This window comes from Proteus sp. STS61-E (genome assembly GCF_040932335.1).
GTDB lineage: Bacteria > Pseudomonadota > Gammaproteobacteria > Enterobacterales > Enterobacteriaceae > Proteus > Proteus mirabilis_B.
In genome coordinates this window covers 1-17,373 of record NZ_JBFQGE010000010.1, presented here as the reverse complement: position 1 = coordinate 17,373, position 17,373 = coordinate 1, and the positions used below count along the sequence as shown (strand labels likewise).

The following is a 17,373-nucleotide window of genomic DNA, read 5'->3' as shown; positions in this document are numbered from 1 at the left end:
TATGTTAAAAATTGCTGATACAACATTCACATCTAGACTTTTTACAGGCACAGGGAAATTTGCAACACCAACACTAATGACGGAAGCCATTAAGGCTTCGGGTAGCCAATTAGTCACGATGGCAATGAAGCGTGTAGATTTAAAGAATGGTAATGATGATTTAATCGCACCGCTTAAATCATTAGGGGTAAAATTATTACCTAACACATCCGGTGCGAAAACAGCACAAGAAGCTGTTTTTGCGGCTCGTTTAGCCAAAGAAGCTTTTGGTACTCACTGGGTAAAATTAGAAATTCATCCTGATACTAAATATTTATTACCCGACCCTATTGAAACACTTAAAGCCGCTGAAATCCTCGTTAAAGAAGGTTTTGTGGTTTTACCTTATTGCAGTGCTGATCCCGTTTTATGCCGTCGTTTAGAAGAAGCTGGCTGTGCCGCTGTGATGCCTCTAGGTTCTCCTATTGGCTCTAATCAAGGTTTACAGACTCGTGATTTTCTACGAATTATCATTGAACAAGCCTCAATTCCTGTTGTTGTTGATGCAGGTATTGGTGCGCCAAGTCATGCACTTGAAGCGTTAGAATTAGGTGCGGATGCAGTTTTAGTTAACACTGCAATTGCTGTTGCCAAAAATCCTATTCTAATGGCACAAGCATTCAAAGCTGCGCTTGATGCTGGTGAACTTGCTCGACAATCAGGGCTTGCTACACCTGCTTCAGTTGTGAATATGCAAGCGCAAGCCTCTAGTCCATTAACCCAATACTTAGGGGCATTCTAATGGACACTTTTTCTGATTATTGGCAACAACTCGACTGGGATGACATTACATTAAAACTCAATAGTAAAACCAATGCGGATGTTGAAGCCGCATTAAATCGCCATACCCTTACACTCGATAATTTTATGGCGCTGATTTCGCCTGCGGGTCGGCATTACTTAGAACCTATGGCTCAACGCGCTCAGCAACTTACTCGACAACGTTTTGGTAATATTGTGGGATTATATGTTCCACTCTATCTTTCTAATTTATGTGCAAATGACTGTACTTATTGTGGTTTTTCAATGAGTAATGCCATTAAACGTAAAACATTAAATGAAAGCGAGATCATTGCTGAATGTAATAGCATCAGACAATTAGGCTTTGATAGCCTGTTATTAGTGACTGGAGAACATCAAAGAAAAGTGGGTATGGATTATTTTCGCCAATACATCCCTCTTATTCGAGAGAATTTCAGTTCATTGATGATGGAGGTTCAGCCTCTTGCAACAGAAGAGTATGCAGAATTAAAAACTCTGGGTATTGATGGTGTGATGGTTTATCAAGAAACCTATCATGAACCCACTTATCAGCTTCATCATCTAAAAGGTAAAAAACAAGATTTCCATTGGCGATTACAAACACCTGATAGATTAGGACAAGCAGGGATTGATAAAATTGGTTTAGGTGCATTGATTGGTCTTTCAAGCCAATGGCGTAGCGATTGTTATATGGTGGCGGAACATCTCTTGTTCTTACAAAAACGCTATTGGAAAAGTCGTTACTCTATCTCTTTTCCTCGTTTACGTCCTTGTGCTGGTGGACTTAGTCCTGCATCAGTAATGAATGAAGCTGAATTAGTTCAGTTGATCTGTGCTTTTCGCATTTTAGCACCCGATGTTGAACTTTCACTTTCAACGCGTGAATCTCCGTATTTTCGTGATAATACAGTACCCTTAGCAATTAATAATATTAGTGCAGGATCTAAAACTCAACCCGGTGGATATTCTGACAACCATGAAGAGTTAGAACAATTTTCACCTAATGATAATCGTCATGTAAATGATGTTATTAACGTATTAAAAGAACGAGGATTACAACCTGTATGGAAAGATTGGGATAATTACTTGGGCCGTTAATTGAAGCTTAAATAATATAAAACCGCCTTTAATTTATTTAATCACAAATAGTAAAGGCGGTTTTTATTAAATAGTTTAATAAAAGTAACATATAATAAATTTAAAAAAATTAAAGAAAAATAAAATATTACAACAATATATTAGAATGTTTTTAATTTAATATTATATAGAATAGGTGGTTAAATTATTACGCTGCTAATTCTTCAAGTTCTTGAATACTTAAACCTGATATTTTCTCAATAAATAAAAGATCAAAGTTCTCTTTTAATAAGTTTTGAGCTAATTCTATTTGTACTATTTTTTTACCGATTTCAATACCTTCTGTTTTGCCTAACTCAATACCTTCTGTTTTACCTAACTCAATGCCTTCTGTTTTGCCTAACTCAATGCCTTTAGCCCAGCCTATTTCAATACCTACATTCTTACCTAATTCAAGACCTAGATTTTTGCCCAGTTCGATCCCCTCATTTTTACCTATTTCAAACCCTTCACTTACACCTAAATTAAATCCCTTATTTTCTAATCTCCACGCTATATTCATAATCACCTCTTTGTGGTTATCTACTTGTTCAACTATCTTATTTAAAATGAACTCAAAGTCTGATGCATCCATAATTGAGAATAAATATTCTACAACAGCAACCGTGTCTTCATCTCTGCAGTTTTTCTGATTTATTGCTTTTGATAGAAGTATTGCAATCTCATTAATATCATGACAACTATTAACGTGCTTCATTGCAATTTCCATTACCGCTGCTTTTTTATGAGTCAGCAAAATATCATCATCAATTGAAGTCAAATCAATTAAAGAGAAACTATTAGAATAAAGTTTATTAGCAAGTGAAGTAAGCGGAAAGCATGACATCCAATTAACCGGAAAAGGATAAGGTTTTTTCTTTCCATGATAAAACAGAATGGGAACAACGAGAGGTAAAGATTTATAACCTTGCTGTAAATGTTGATTCATAGTGTAAAACGCATAGTTCATCATACGCCAAGCTATCATTTTATCTGGTCTAGATTGATGCTCTATCAGTAAATAAATAGAAATATCACCCTCTTTGGTTTTCACTAAATACAAAATATCAGACATACGAGAACGTAAGTTAATATCGATGAAAGAAGAATTTTGTAATTGCAACGTTGAAAAATCACAATGACTTTTTAAGTCCTCTGGTAAATGGACAAAGAAAAAGTCTTTCGCATTACTGACATTCATCATAAAACGTTTAAATGCAGAATCATAAGAAGATATGGATATAGATTTTTTCATAACTAGCTCCATGCTGAATTTGGATTGCCAGCTTACAGAAAAAAATGAATTTTTATCACTAAAAAATCATCATAATTATCTGAAAAATATAAGTTATTTGTTGATCTTAACTGAATAAGTAATAGAGAAATAAAAAAATACCTTCAATAAATATCAAAGGTATTTTTTAAGATTATAAATTTTATTTTTAATTATTTATCAACAACGATATTTTTATTAACCACTTCATATTCATCATTACCCACCATCCTCGCAAATTTCTCAATGGGATCTGTGCTCAAAGCATAGAGCCGTTTTAGAGCGAAAGGTGGATCACCTAAACGAACTTTTCCTTGCTGGGTCGTCACCGCCAATGTCATACCCGACGCTTTTACTGCATTGATTGCTCTTTGATTATATCCACCGAAAGGATATGCAAAGGCATATTGATGTGGATTTAATAATCGCAATACACGTTGTGAACGTTGCAAATCCAATATAATCGTGTGGGACTGACGACTAAAGATAATAGGTTTTTTATTATTATCTAAACGATGTAAAAAATGGGAGTGTGATTGAATATCAAAAACATCGCGACTCGATTTAAGCGACTGCCAACTCATAAACTGCAATGAATTAGGTGCCCATTTAGGTATTTTAGATTTTATTCGTGAAGAGATAACAAATAGTGTTGCTCGTTGACCATTTTCTTGTAAAAGAGGATAAGCATAACGATAAACAGACTGCAAACCATCATCAAATGTTAATGCAACAGCTCGACCCGGCAAATTGACACTTTTATTTAAATAGCCTGCAACTTGATTTAGTGAAAGTGTTTCATATCCCGCATTTTTTAAATAATTCATCTGCTCTGTAAATGCAGTTAATGATGTTGTCGTTGATGTATGGCGAAAATTATGGTTTTCCGTTGCCTTGAGAATATGATGATAGGTGAGTACAGGTATTCCTAAATCAGGCTTTACATCTCTTGATGAAATATAACCTAAGCGATCACCTAAAGAAATTTCAAACCAATTAATTTTATTTCCATCAGCATCTTCTTTTATTGTGCGTGATAACACGGGATAACGTAGATTGGATAAGAGTATTGCTATTTGTGAGCTAGCAATATCTTTATCACTATAGATGGGGGTATTTTTTGTCGTAATTAAATATTCGTAGATAGGATAATCTGTTTTCTTCGTGCTATCTGATAAGAAACGTATTTTCTTATCGGGTTTAATAGAGGCAATATCTTCTAAATAACCATCTTCTAAATAACCCGCTTCAAGATAACCTTGAGCATTTCCAAATTGTATTTTGTGGTAATCACCCTCCGCGACTGATGCATAAAAACCTTGGTTAGGACAAATCTCTGCAACAGGTCGTAATTTATCTCCCACAAATGCATATAGCGTTTTTTGTTGGCGCAGTTGCATCAATGTTGTAATGGGCTTTTTTAAATCCCATTGAGCTTCTGTTGGAATACCTCTTTCATAAGGTACTGCGGAAACAGATCCAGTAAAAATAAAGCATAGAATAATCAAACTATTAGTTATTATTCTCATCATTTCGCCAACTTATGTAGAACAGAAACAAAAAATGCCCTCACAATGGAGGGCATTTCAATCTAATCTAAATTAGATTTTAGTCTTTTAATCCACCGAAACCAGCATTCAGTAATTCTGCTAAGTTAGCAGATGCTTCATCAGCACTGATTGTTGTTTCAGTTTCATCTGTCGGCAGTTGTGATTGACGACGCTTCATACGATCTTGGTGATACGCATATCCAGTACCAGCTGGGATCAAGCGACCAACAATAACGTTTTCTTTCAAGCCTCGTAATTCATCACGTTTACCCGCTACCGCAGCTTCCGTCAGAACACGAGTTGTTTCTTGGAACGATGCAGCAGAGATGAAGGATTCAGTTGCCAGAGATGCTTTAGTGATACCTAACAGGTCACGAGCATACGTTGCTGGTACTTTGCCATCATCTTCCAGAACACGGTTTGATACTTTAACGCGAGCGTATTCAACCTGTTCACCTTCGAGGAACTCAGAGCTTCCTGCGTTCTCAATGGTAACTTTACGCAGCATCTGACGAACGATAACTTCGATGTGTTTATCGTTAATCTTAACGCCTTGTAAACGGTAAACTTCCTGTACTTCGTTAGTGATATAGCGAGTAACCGCATGAACACCACGTAAGCGCAGAATGTCGTGTGGTGATTCTGGACCATCGGAGATTACATCACCGCGTTCCACAACCTCACCTTCGAATACGTTAAGCTGACGCCATTTAGGGATCATCTCTTCGTATGCATCACTACCGTCTAATGGAGAAATAACTAGACGACGTTTACCTTTAGTCTCTTTACCGAACGAAACAATACCGCTGATTTCAGCAAGGATTGCAGGCTCTTTCGGACGACGAGCTTCAAACAGGTCAGCAACGCGTGGCAGACCACCGGTGATATCTTTAGTACCGCCAGATTCTTGTGGAATACGCGCTAAAGTGTCACCTGCATTAATTGTAATGCCATCGTCTAACTGAACAATTGCTTTACCTGGCAGGAAGTACTGTGCTGGCATATCAGTATTCGGAATTAATACATCATTACCTTGTGCATCAGTGATGCGCAATGCTGGACGTAAATCTTTACCGCTACCTGTACGCTCTGCTGAATCCAGAACAACCAGTGAAGAAAGACCTGTTAATTCATCTGTTTGACGTGTAATAGTTTGACCATCAACCATGTCAGCAAAACGGATGATACCAGATACTTCACTCACAACTGGCATTGTATGTGGATCCCAGTTAGCAACAGTTTCGCCACCGTTAACTGCTTCGCCATCACCTTTCGCTAATTGAGCACCGTAAGGCACTTTATAGCTTTCTTTTGTACGACCGAATTCGTCAATTAAACGTAATTCAGTGTTACGAGAAGTGATAACTAACTTGCCAGCAGTATTAGTAATGAACTTCGCATTGAACAGCTTCAGAGTACCTTTGTTACGTACTTGAATGCTAGATTCTGCTGCCGCACGAGATGCCGCACCACCGATGTGGAACGTACGCATCGTTAACTGTGTACCTGGTTCACCGATTGACTGTGCCGCGATAACACCGATAGCTTCACCTTTGTTGATGATATGACCACGAGCAAGATCACGACCATAACAATTCGCACACACACCGAAGTCTGTGTTACAGGTTACAACTGAACGTACTTTCACGCTGTCAACTGAGTTTTCTTCTAACAGGTCACACAGTTTTTCGTTTAACAGGGTGTTACGTGGAACAAGAATATCGGCAGTACCTGGTTTCAGAATATCTTCTGCAGCCACACGACCTAATACACGTTCACGCAGTGGTTCTTTAACATCACCACCTTCGATAACCGGAGTCATCATAACACCTTCGGTTGTACCACAGTCGTCTTCTGTTACGACTAAGTCTTGTGCAACATCAACTAAACGACGTGTCAAGTAACCGGAGTTTGCTGTTTTCAGTGCGGTATCCGCAAGACCTTTACGAGCACCGTGGGTTGAGATGAAGTACTGGAGTACGTTCAGACCTTCACGGAAGTTCGCTGTGATTGGTGTCTCGATGATTGAGCCATCTGGCTTAGCCATCAGACCACGCATACCTGCTAACTGACGGATCTGAGCTGCAGAACCACGAGCACCGGAGTCAGCCATCATAAAGATGCTGTTGAAAGATACTTGTTGTTCTTCTTCACCATTACGGTTAATAACGGTTTCAGTAGACAGGTTTTCCATCATCGCTTTTGCTACGCGCTCATTCGCCGCAGCCCAAATATCGATAACTTTGTTGTAACGTTCGCCCGCTGTTACCAGACCGGATTGGAACTGTTCCTGAATTTCTGCAACTTCAGCTTCTGCTTCCGCAATGATCTCTGCTTTTTTAGCAGGGATAACCATGTCATCGATACCTACTGAAGCACCTGAACGTGCTGCATAAGCAAAACCGGTATACATGATTTGGTCAGCAAAAATAACTGTTGGCTTCAAGCCCATTACGCGATAACAGGTATTCAGCATTTTAGAAATTGCTTTCTTACCTAATGGTTGGTTAACCAGCGCGTAAGGTAGGCCTTTTGGTACGATCATCCATAAAATAGCTCGGCCGACAGTTGTGTCTTTTAAGCTAGTTTCAGTGGTGATGTTACCTTCGCCATCTTTGATCTCTTCAGTGATACGTACTTTAACGCGTGCGTGTAAAGAAGCTAAACCTGCGCGATAAACGCGTTCAGCTTCTTTAGGACCACTTAACACCATGCCTTCACCTTTGGCATTGATGCAGTCACGAGTCATGTAGTACAGACCTAATACAACGTCCTGTGAAGGAACGATGATTGGGTCACCACTTGCAGGAGACAGAATGTTGTTTGTTGACATCATCAGCGCACGAGCTTCTAACTGTGCTTCTAATGTCAATGGTACGTGAACCGCCATTTGGTCACCATCGAAGTCGGCGTTATATGCCGCACAAACGAGTGGGTGTAACTGAATAGCTTTACCTTCGATAAGGATTGGTTCAAATGCCTGAATACCTAAACGGTGAAGTGTTGGTGCACGGTTTAGCATCACTGGGTGTTCGCGGATAACTTCATCTAAGATATCCCAAACAACCGCTTCTTCACGCTCAACCATTTTTTTAGCGGCTTTGATTGTTGTCGCTAAACCACGGGTTTCCAGTTTTCCGTAAATAAATGGTTTGAATAACTCAAGAGCCATTTTCTTCGGTAGACCACACTGATGCAGACGCAGGTATGGACCAACGGTGATTACAGAACGACCAGAATAGTCAACACGTTTACCTAACAGGTTTTGACGGAAACGACCTTGCTTACCTTTGATCATATCAGCCAAAGATTTCAGAGGACGTTTGTTAGAACCTGTAATCGCACGACCACGACGACCGTTATCTAATAACGCATCCACAGACTCTTGTAACATACGTTTTTCGTTACGTACGATAATGTCTGGTGCTGCTAAATCAAGCAGGCGTTTTAAACGGTTGTTACGGTTGATCACTCGACGATATAAATCGTTCAGGTCTGAAGTCGCAAAACGACCGCCATCAAGTGGAACCAGTGGACGTAAGTCTGGTGGTAACACAGGCAGTACAGTTAAGATCATCCATTCAGGTTTATTGCCTGATTGCATGAATGCTTCAAGTAACTTGATACGTTTAGTCAGTTTCTTACGTTTGGTTTCAGAGTTAGTTTCATTTAACTCTTCACGCAGCGTTTCACACTCTTGTTCCAGATCCATGCTCTGTAACAGGTTCTGAACAGCTTCTGCACCCATCTTCGCATCGAATTCGTCACCGAACTCTTCTAATGCATCAAGATATTGCTCTTCTGTTAAGATTTGTCCACGCTCAAGGCTGGTCATCCCGCCTTCAACAACAACGTAAGATTCAAAATACAGTACACGTTCAATATCGCGCAGTGGCATATCCAGCAGCAGACCGATACGGGACGGCAGTGATTTCAAGAACCAAATGTGAGCAACTGGAGAAGCTAATTCGATGTGACCCATACGTTCACGACGAACTTTAGTTTGTGTAACTTCAACGCCACACTTCTCACAGATAACACCACGGTGTTTTAAACGTTTGTATTTACCACACAAACATTCGTAATCTTTTACTGGTCCGAAAATACGGGCACAGAAAAGACCGTCACGTTCTGGTTTGAACGTACGGTAGTTAATTGTTTCTGGCTTTTTAACTTCACCAAATGACCATGAACGGATCATATCAGGTGATGCCAGAGCAATTTTGATCGCATCAAACTCTTCGGTCTTGGTTTGCGCTTTCAGAAACTTTAATAAGTCTTTCACGAAATGGCTCCTGTCGGAGTTAGACCTGCCAGGCAAATGACCCCTGTCATTCACCCCTTTAAACCAGTGTAGTCACTGTTTGACAGACTGCCATTTCTAGCAGTCTGTCTATATGGAATACGTTATTCGTCTTCCAATTCGATGTTGATACCCAGTGAACGGATCTCTTTCAACAATACGTTGAACGACTCTGGCATACCTGGTTCCATCTGATGGTTACCATCAACGATGTTTTTGTACATTTTGGTACGACCGTTAACGTCATCCGACTTAACAGTAAGCATTTCTTGAAGAGTATATGCTGCACCGTATGCTTCCAGTGCCCACACTTCCATCTCCCCGAAACGCTGTCCACCAAACTGTGCTTTACCACCAAGAGGCTGCTGAGTAACCAAGCTGTACGAACCGGTAGAACGGGCGTGCATCTTGTCATCAACTAAGTGGTTCAGTTTCAGCATGTACATGTAACCAACAGTTACTGGACGCTCAAATTGTTCACCTGTACGACCATCGAAAAGTGTAATCTGACCAGAAGTTGGAAGATCAGCTAATTTCAGCATCTCTTTAATTTCCATTTCTTCTGCACCATCGAACACTGGTGTTGCGGTTGGCATACCTTTTTTCAGGTTTTCAGCCAGACGTAACACTTCTTCATCGCTGAAGGTGTCCAGATCAACTTTCTGACGAGGTGCCATACCCAGATCGTAAGCTTTCTGGATAAATTCACGTAACTTAGCAACTTCTTGTTGCTGTTTCAGCATCGCATTGATCTTATCACCGATACCTTTAGCAGCCATACCCAAGTGAGTTTCAAGGATCTGACCGATGTTCATACGTGATGGTACACCTAGTGGGTTCAGTACGAGGTCTACTGGATTACCGTTTTCATCGTATGGCATGTCTTCAATTGGGTTAATCTTAGAGATAACACCCTTGTTACCATGACGACCCGCCATCTTATCACCAGGTTGGATCTGACGTTTAACAGCCAGGTAAACCTTAACGATTTTCAGCACGCCTGGTGCTAAATCATCGCCTTGAGTGATTTTACGACGTTTGGCTTCCAGTTTCTTCGCGAACTCAGCTTTCAGTTCATCATACTGTTCAGCTAATTGTTCTAACTGGTTTTGCTTCTCTTCATCCGCAATACCCAGCTCTAACCAACGTTCACGAGGTAATTTGTCTAATTTCTCAGCTTCAATACCGCCAGCAATCAGAACACCACGGATACGAGCGAATAGACCAGCTTCAAAAATACGCAGTTCTTCAGTTAAGTCTTTCTTAACTTCACGTAACTGTGATTCTTCGATTTCTAATGCACGTTTATCTTTTTCTACGCCATCACGGGTGAAGACTTGTACGTCGATAACTGTACCAGACACACCATTAGGAACACGTAGAGAAGAATCTTTAACATCAGACGCTTTTTCACCGAAGATAGCACGTAGCAGTTTCTCTTCTGGAGTCAGTTGAGTTTCACCTTTAGGTGTTACTTTACCAACCAGAATGTCGCCACCTTTCACTTCAGCACCGATATAAACGATACCTGATTCATCCAGTTTAGATAACGCTGCTTCACCGACGTTCGGGATATCAGCTGTGATCTCTTCAGGCCCTAACTTAGTATCACGAGAGACACAAGCGAGTTCTTGAATGTGGATAGTAGTGAAACGGTCTTCTTGAACAACACGCTCAGATACAAGGATGGAGTCCTCGTAGTTATAACCATTCCATGGCATAAATGCCACGCGCATGTTTTGACCTAATGCTAACTCACCAAGGTCTGTTGAAGGACCATCAGCTAACACGTCACCGCGATCAACAGGTTCACCTAAAGATACGCAAGGAGTTTGGTTAATACATGTGTTCTGGTTAGAACGGGTGTATTTAGTCAAGCTGTAGATATCGATGCCCGCTTCACCAGCGTAAGTCTCTTCTTCGTTAACTTTGATAACGATACGAGAAGCATCAACATACTGAACAACACCACCACGTTTAGCAACCGCAGTAACACCGGAGTCAACCGCAACCGCACGTTCCATACCTGTACCTACTAGTGGTTTATCACCACGAAGTGTAGGAACAGCCTGACGTTGCATGTTCGCACCCATCAATGCACGGTTGGCGTCATCGTGTTCAAGGAATGGGATCAGTGAAGCACCGACAGAAACAACCTGTTGGGTTGAAACGTCCATGTACTGAACTTGGTCACGACTAAATAAGCTTGACTCACCTTTATGACGGCAAGTAACTAATTCTTCAACGAAGTGATTGTCATCGTCTAATACGGAGTTAGCCTGAGCAATGATGAAGTTACCTTCTTCAATTGCAGACAGATAGTGAATTTCATCTGTTACAGCGTTGTTTTCAACAACACGGTAAGGCGTTTCTAGGAAACCGTACTCGTTAGTCTGTGCATAAACAGATAATGAGTTGATAAGACCGATGTTTGGACCTTCAGGCGTTTCGATTGGGCACACACGACCGTAGTGAGTTGGGTGTACGTCTCGAACTTCGAAGCCTGCACGTTCACGGGTCAAACCACCTGGGCCTAATGCAGAAATACGGCGTTTATGCGTAATTTCTGATAGCGGGTTATTCTGATCCATAAACTGTGATAACTGGCTAGAGCCAAAGAATTCTTTGACAGCAGCAGAAATCGGTTTTGCGTTGATCATATCTTGTGGCATTAATGCATCAAGATCGCCTAAAGACAGACGCTCTTTAACTGCACGTTCAACACGCACCAGACCAACACGGAATTGGTTTTCAGCCATTTCGCCAACAGAACGAATACGACGGTTACCTAAGTGGTCGATATCATCCACTTCACCTTTACCATTACGGATATCAATCAGTTTTTTCATTACTTCAATGATATCTTCTTGGCTTAGGATGCCAGAACCTTCAACTTCGTCACGGCTTAACGAACGGTTGAACTTCATACGACCTACAGCAGAAAGATCATAACGATCTTCAGAGAAGAATAAGTTCTCAAATAAGTTTTCTGCGGCTTCGCGTGTAGGTGGTTCACCAGGACGCATCATTCGATAGATTTCAACTAACGCGCTTAAACGATCGTTTGTAGGATCGACGCGAACAGTTTCTGAAATATAAGCACCATGATCTAAGTCATTGGTAAACAGAGTTTCAATCGTTTTATGACCAGCTTGACTTAAGCGAGCTAACACATCTAAAGAGATTTCCATGTTAGCAGCACAAATCAGTTCACCTGTCGCTTCATCAATATAGTCACGAGCAACCACTTTACCTGCAATGTATTCAACAGGTACTTCAATGCGGTCAACTTGCTCTTTTTCTAATTGACGAATATGGCGAGCGGTAATACGACGGCCTTTTTCGACATACACTTTGCCGTTTGCTTCAATATCAAATGAAGCAGTTTCACCACGCAGACGTTCAGGCACTAATGTCATCATCAGCTTGTTGTTGCTGATTTCAAACAGTGTTTTTTCGAAGAATAATCCTAAGATTTCTTCAGTGCTGTAGTTCATTGCGCGTAAAATGATAGTCGCAGGTAATTTACGGCGACGGTCAATACGGACAAAAAGGTTATCTTTAGGGTCGAATTCGAAGTCTAACCATGAGCCACGATAAGGGATAATACGTGCGTTATACAGTACCTTACCTGAAGAGTGTGTTTTACCTTTGTCACTATCAAAGAACACACCAGGGCTACGGTGTAACTGGGAAACGATAACACGCTCAGTACCATTGATAACAAAAGTACCATTATCGGTCATTAATGGGATTTCACCCATATAGACTTCTTGTTCTTTGATGTCTTTAACGGTGCCTTCTGGGGCTTCACGTTCATAAATGACCAAACGCAGTTTTACACGCAAAGGTGCTGAGTAAGTTACACCGCGGATCTGACATTCTTTAACATCAAAAACAGGCTCGCCTAAGCGGTAGCTGACATATTGTAATTCAGCATTACCACTGTAGCTTTGGATAGGAAATACGGAACGGAAAGCTGCTTCCAGACCGTTTTGACCATCAGGATCTTGCTCGATGAACTTCTGGAACGAGTCAAGTTGGATAGAAAGGAGATAGGGAACATCCAGAACTTGTGGACGTTTACCAAAATCCTTACGAATACGTTTTTTCTCGGTATAGGAGTAAACCATAGGGTTCCTCAGCTCGCTGAAAAGTGACCCACTCTGCCTGTCCTTAACTTTTTAAGGATGGCTCGACATTCTGCTAACACTGTTTTTTTGTAGGTAGGAAAACAACTATTTTCCGAATATTCATTGCTATTACTCTTAAATCATTTCATTGTGCTGAACTCACTACCGAGCTTTCGAGAACGTGGATCGTAGTGATTAACACAGTATATTAAGTCGTCAATAGCAAAAAATATTGAAGTAATGAGACACCAAAAAAGTGTGAAAAAGTGACTCTTACCTTACAGCGCAAAAAGGCTGGTGACCAAAAAATCACCAGCCATCAGCCGTTAGGCTGCACTCTGGGAAGTTAAATTATTTAACTTCAACCTCAGCGCCTGCTTCTTCCAGAGCTTTCTTCAGAGCTTCAGCATCATCTTTGCTTACGCCTTCTTTCAGAGCTGCTGGTGCAGATTCTACTAAGTCTTTAGCTTCTTTCAGGCCAAGACCAGTAGCGCCACGTACTGCTTTGATTACTGCTACTTTGTTACCGCCGATAGCTTTCAGGATAACGTCAAATTCAGTTTTCTCTTCAGCAGCTTCTGCTGGACCCGCAGCAACAGCAACAGCTGCAGCAGCAGATACACCGAATTTTTCTTCCATCATAGAGATCAGTTCAACAACGTCCATTACAGACATTTCAGCAACTGCGTTTAAGATATCGTCTTTAGAAATAGACATAACAAGTGTTCCTAAAATTCAGAAAAAGTTTATACGTAAATAAAGCAACGAAGAAATTGGCTATTAAGCAGCTTCTTTCTGATCGCGCAGAGCAGCCAGAGTGCGAACCAATTTGCCTGCAGAGGCTTCTTTCATGGTTGCCATCAGGCGTGCGATTGCTTCATCGTAAGTTGGGAGTGTAGCCAGACGATCGATGTTCGAACCTGGGATAAACTCACCTTCAAAGGCAGCCGCTTTAATCTCGAATGCTGGGTTCGCTTTCGCGAATTCTTTGAACAGACGAGCTGCAGCGCCCGGATGTTCAGCAGAAAATGCAATCAAGGTTGGACCAACAAATGCATCTTTCAGTACTTCATAAGAAGTACCTTCAACAGCACGACGCAGAAGTGTGTTACGTACTACACGTACAGTAACGCCAGCTTCACGACATGCTTTACGCAGTTCGGTCATTTTAGCTACAGTAACGCCACGGGAATCCGCAACAACTGCAGAAAGCGCACCTTTGGCAACTTCGCTGACTTCAGCAACAATCGCTTGTTTGTCTTGAAGATTTAGTGCCATTAGCTTCTTGCTCCTGGATTAACCGAGTAAAAACTCGGGACTCACATCACTTATTACCACAATGGTATAAGCGCTAAAACACGGTGAGTAGAATCCAGAATATATAATTCTTTATTGGCTCTCTCACCGTCTACGCAGGAAAATTAAGTAATTACTTACACCTGCGGTCTTGGACGGGGTCTGGATAGGCCAGACTCCAACCGAAATTCAGAGAATTTAGTTATGCAGACTTAAATAAAATACCACATAGCTAAACTCAAGGCGTCAAATTCTATACAAATTTGACGCCAAGGTAAAGTCTTTTATGACTTTAGTCTAATCTAAGATTAAACTGTCGCGCTCAAGCTAGCTTGATCAATAGCAACACCTGCACCCATAGTGGTAGACAGGCTTACTTTCTTGATATAAACGCCTTTCGCTGCTGATGGTTTTGCTTTTTTCAGAGCAACCAGCAGAGCTTCTAAGTTTTCTTTCAACTGAGCTTCGTTGAAATCAACTTTACCGATAGTGGTATGGATAATACCATTTTTGTCGTTACGGTAACGAACCTGACCAGCTTTAGCATTTTTAACTGCTTCAGCAACGTTAGGAGTTACAGTACCCACTTTCGGGTTTGGCATTAAGCCGCGTGGGCCAAGGATTTGACCTAATTGACCTACAACGCGCATTGCATCTGGAGATGCGATAACAACGTCGAAGTCCATTTCGCCAGCTTTAACTTTAGCAGCTAAGTCGTCCATACCGACTAATTCAGCGCCTGCTTCTTTAGCAGCTTCTGCATTTGCACCTTGTGCGAATACAGCAACGCGAACTGAACGGCCAGTACCGTGTGGAAGTACAGTTGCACCACGAACGTTTTGATCTGATTTACGTGCATCGATGCCAAGGTTAACAGCAACGTCAACGCTTTCAACGAATTTAGCAGTAGCCAGTTCTTTCAGTAAAGCAACAGCTTCAGTAATTTCGTACTGTTTAGTTACTTCAACTTTCTCACGGATATTGCGCATGCGCTTGGTTAGTTTAGCCATCAGATTAATCCTCCACTACCAGGCCCATGGAACGAGCAGTACCTTCGATTGAACGCATCATAGCTTCAACGTCAGCACCAGTCAGGTCCGCAGCTTTAGTTTCTGCGATTTCACGAACTTGAGCAGAAGTAATTTTACCTACTTTCTCTTTGTTCGGTTTGCCAGAACCTGATTTCACGCCCGCCGCTTTCTTCAGCAGAACTGCTGCTGGAGGAGTTTTGGTAACGAAAGTGAAAGAACGGTCAGCATAAACTGTAATAACAACAGGAATTGGTAAACCTTTTTCTACGCTTTCAGTTTTAGCGTTGAATGCTTTACAGAATTCCATGATGTTAACACCTTGTTGACCCAGAGCTGGACCAACTGGTGGACTTGGATTAGCCATACCTGCAGAAACTTGCAGTTTGATATAGGCTTGGACTTTCTTAGCCATTAATTAATTCCTCAATTTGGGTATATCGCCCGGCTAGGGCTCCCCGATTTTACTTTGTTTTGCCTTATAGCAAAACAACTCAAAACGAAAGGTGGAAAATTGTAGATAACTTTTCCACCTTTTGCAAGAAAGCAACGTAAAAAGGTTTAACCTTTTTCAACCTGACTAAAGTCTAATTCAACTGGTGTTGCACGACCAAAGATTGATACAGAGACTTTTAAGCGGCTTTTTTCGTAATCAACTTCTTCAACAACACCGTTAAAGTCAGCGAATGGACCATCGCTAACACGAACCATTTCACCTGGTTCAAACAGTGTTTTAGGACGCGGTTTATCACCAACTTGTTGTAAGCGATTCATAATCGCATCAACTTCTTTATCGCTAATTGGTGCAGGTCTGTCAGACGTTCCGCCAATGAATCCCATAACACGAGGTACATTACGTACTAAGTGCCAAGTTGCATCGTTCATGACCATTTGGACAAGAACATAACCTGGGAAAAATTTACGCTCACTTTTGCGACGTTGACCGCTACGGATCTCAACCACTTCTTCGGTTGGAACCATAACTTCGCCGAATGAGTCTTCCATTTCGTTTAATTTGATATGTTCACGCAGAGACTGTGCAACACGGCCTTCAAAGCCTGAAAAAGCCTGAATGACATACCAGCGTTTTTTTGGAGAATCAGTCATGAACACCTCACAGGCCAGTAATAAAGGAAACAAAACGAACCAGAATGCCATCCAGTCCCCAAAGAACTAATGACACAATAGCCGTCACCGCAGCAACAATCAGGGTTGTCTGCAATGTTTCTTGACGTGTTGGCCATACTACTTTACGCATTTCAATACGCGCTTCGCGAGCAAATGCTAATGTTGCTTTACCTTGTGTTGTCCACAACGCGATCCCACCCGCTGCTACGAACAAAGCAACAACAGCTAAAGCTCGTAACGCTAGGTTAAATTCACGGTAAAGATAGTTGCCACCCACTGCTACTGCCAGCAATAAAACGGTAATGATCCACTTAGCGATATCACCACCGCGTTTGCTATCTTGAGCTCCGCTATTCGCACTCATAAATTAACCTGTCATATGATGTAAATAAATAGCCAGCTTGCCTCGCAAGAGCAAAACAAATCAGACTAACCATAAAATCAACTATGATTGCATCTGACACAGTGTCATATCTCTATGACATTCGTATCTGCAAGATACTGGACTCGATTCGTTGTATCAGAGCCTATCTCACCAATAATTTACAGCAAACTAGTGATGAGATAGGTTCTTTTTCAAACAACGCATAAAAAGGGCATCAATTGATGCCCTTCTCTAGGAAATTACGCGAGTAATTAACCTAATACTTTAGCAACAACGCCCGCACCTACTGTACGGCCACCTTCACGGATAGCGAAACGTAAACCGTCGTCCATCGCGATTGGGTGAATCAGTTCAACGATC

General features: G+C 41.3%; 13 protein-coding genes. 2 read left to right on the top strand and 11 right to left on the bottom strand.

What is annotated here, in order from left to right:
• Nucleotide 1: 1 nt before the first annotated feature.
• Entirely contained in the window at nucleotides 2-781 is a 780-nt protein-coding gene (locus tag AB4J89_RS18600) for a thiazole synthase (protein WP_088494393.1), read from the top strand.
• Entirely contained in the window at nucleotides 781-1,899 is a 1,119-nt protein-coding gene (gene thiH, locus AB4J89_RS18595) for a 2-iminoacetate synthase ThiH (protein WP_368470281.1), read from the top strand. The genes AB4J89_RS18600 and thiH overlap by 1 nt, the downstream gene beginning before the upstream one ends.
• Before the next feature lie 187 nt (nucleotides 1,900-2,086).
• Here the strand turns inward: thiH and AB4J89_RS18590 are convergent, their stop codons facing one another.
• The 11 genes from AB4J89_RS18590 to AB4J89_RS18540 all read right to left on the bottom strand — a co-directional run.
• Complete coding sequence (locus tag AB4J89_RS18590) at nucleotides 2,087-3,172, bottom strand: Rpn family recombination-promoting nuclease/putative transposase (protein WP_088494391.1); 1,086 nt, start codon at nucleotides 3,170-3,172, stop codon at nucleotides 2,087-2,089.
• Nucleotides 3,173-3,363: 191 nt separating this feature from the next.
• Entirely contained in the window at nucleotides 3,364-4,719 is a 1,356-nt protein-coding gene (locus tag AB4J89_RS18585; RefSeq protein ID WP_368470279.1) for a polysaccharide deacetylase family protein, read from the bottom strand.
• A gap of 79 nt (nucleotides 4,720-4,798) precedes the next feature.
• Nucleotides 4,799-9,025 carry a DNA-directed RNA polymerase subunit beta' gene (gene rpoC / locus AB4J89_RS18580; protein ID WP_088494389.1) on the bottom strand — a complete coding sequence of 1,409 codons (4,227 nt, stop codon included), beginning with the start codon at nucleotides 9,023-9,025 and terminating at the stop codon, nucleotides 4,799-4,801.
• A 122-nt stretch (nucleotides 9,026-9,147) separates the two neighbouring features.
• Nucleotides 9,148-13,176, bottom strand: a complete 4,029-nt coding sequence (gene rpoB / locus AB4J89_RS18575; protein ID WP_072071066.1) for a DNA-directed RNA polymerase subunit beta — start codon at nucleotides 13,174-13,176, stop codon at nucleotides 9,148-9,150.
• A gap of 351 nt (nucleotides 13,177-13,527) precedes the next feature.
• On the bottom strand, nucleotides 13,528-13,893 hold the full coding sequence (rplL, locus tag AB4J89_RS18570) for a 50S ribosomal protein L7/L12 (protein ID WP_023583093.1): 366 nt from the start codon (nucleotides 13,891-13,893) through the stop codon (nucleotides 13,528-13,530).
• Nucleotides 13,894-13,956: 63 nt separating this feature from the next.
• On the bottom strand, nucleotides 13,957-14,454 hold the full coding sequence (gene rplJ, locus AB4J89_RS18565) for a 50S ribosomal protein L10 (protein WP_088494388.1): 498 nt from the start codon (nucleotides 14,452-14,454) through the stop codon (nucleotides 13,957-13,959).
• Nucleotides 14,455-14,780: 326 nt separating this feature from the next.
• Complete coding sequence (gene rplA / locus AB4J89_RS18560; RefSeq protein WP_072064767.1) at nucleotides 14,781-15,482, bottom strand: 50S ribosomal protein L1; 702 nt, start codon at nucleotides 15,480-15,482, stop codon at nucleotides 14,781-14,783.
• A 4-nt stretch (nucleotides 15,483-15,486) separates the two neighbouring features.
• Nucleotides 15,487-15,915 (bottom strand): 50S ribosomal protein L11, encoded by a 429-nt coding sequence (rplK, locus tag AB4J89_RS18555; protein WP_088494387.1) that lies wholly within the window; start codon nucleotides 15,913-15,915, stop codon nucleotides 15,487-15,489.
• A 146-nt stretch (nucleotides 15,916-16,061) separates the two neighbouring features.
• Complete coding sequence (nusG, locus tag AB4J89_RS18550; protein ID WP_004246900.1) at nucleotides 16,062-16,607, bottom strand: transcription termination/antitermination protein NusG; 546 nt, start codon at nucleotides 16,605-16,607, stop codon at nucleotides 16,062-16,064.
• Between the two features lie 7 nt (nucleotides 16,608-16,614).
• Nucleotides 16,615-16,992, bottom strand: coding sequence for a preprotein translocase subunit SecE (gene secE, locus AB4J89_RS18545; RefSeq protein ID WP_023583091.1), 378 nt, complete (start codon nucleotides 16,990-16,992; stop codon nucleotides 16,615-16,617).
• Between the two features lie 272 nt (nucleotides 16,993-17,264).
• Nucleotides 17,265-17,373, bottom strand: a 109-nt coding sequence (locus AB4J89_RS18540; protein WP_337090808.1) for a hypothetical protein, incomplete at its 5' end; no start/stop codon positions are given.

Coding starts and splice junctions, on each gene's coding strand:
- AB4J89_RS18600 (WP_088494393.1), top strand. CDS start 2: ATGTTAAAAATTGCTGATACAACATTCACATCTAGACTTTTTACAGGC.
- thiH (WP_368470281.1), top strand. CDS start 781: ATGGACACTTTTTCTGATTATTGGCAACAACTCGACTGGGATGACATT.
- AB4J89_RS18590 (WP_088494391.1), bottom strand. CDS start 3,172: ATGAAAAAATCTATATCCATATCTTCTTATGATTCTGCATTTAAACGT.
- AB4J89_RS18585 (WP_368470279.1), bottom strand. CDS start 4,719: ATGAGAATAATAACTAATAGTTTGATTATTCTATGCTTTATTTTTACT.
- rpoB (WP_072071066.1), bottom strand. CDS start 13,176: ATGGTTTACTCCTATACCGAGAAAAAACGTATTCGTAAGGATTTTGGT.
- rplL (WP_023583093.1), bottom strand. CDS start 13,893: ATGTCTATTTCTAAAGACGATATCTTAAACGCAGTTGCTGAAATGTCT.
- rplJ (WP_088494388.1), bottom strand. CDS start 14,454: ATGGCACTAAATCTTCAAGACAAACAAGCGATTGTTGCTGAAGTCAGC.
- rplA (WP_072064767.1), bottom strand. CDS start 15,482: ATGGCTAAACTAACCAAGCGCATGCGCAATATCCGTGAGAAAGTTGAA.
- rplK (WP_088494387.1), bottom strand. CDS start 15,915: ATGGCTAAGAAAGTCCAAGCCTATATCAAACTGCAAGTTTCTGCAGGT.
- nusG (WP_004246900.1), bottom strand. CDS start 16,607: ATGACTGATTCTCCAAAAAAACGCTGGTATGTCATTCAGGCTTTTTCA.
- secE (WP_023583091.1), bottom strand. CDS start 16,992: ATGAGTGCGAATAGCGGAGCTCAAGATAGCAAACGCGGTGGTGATATC.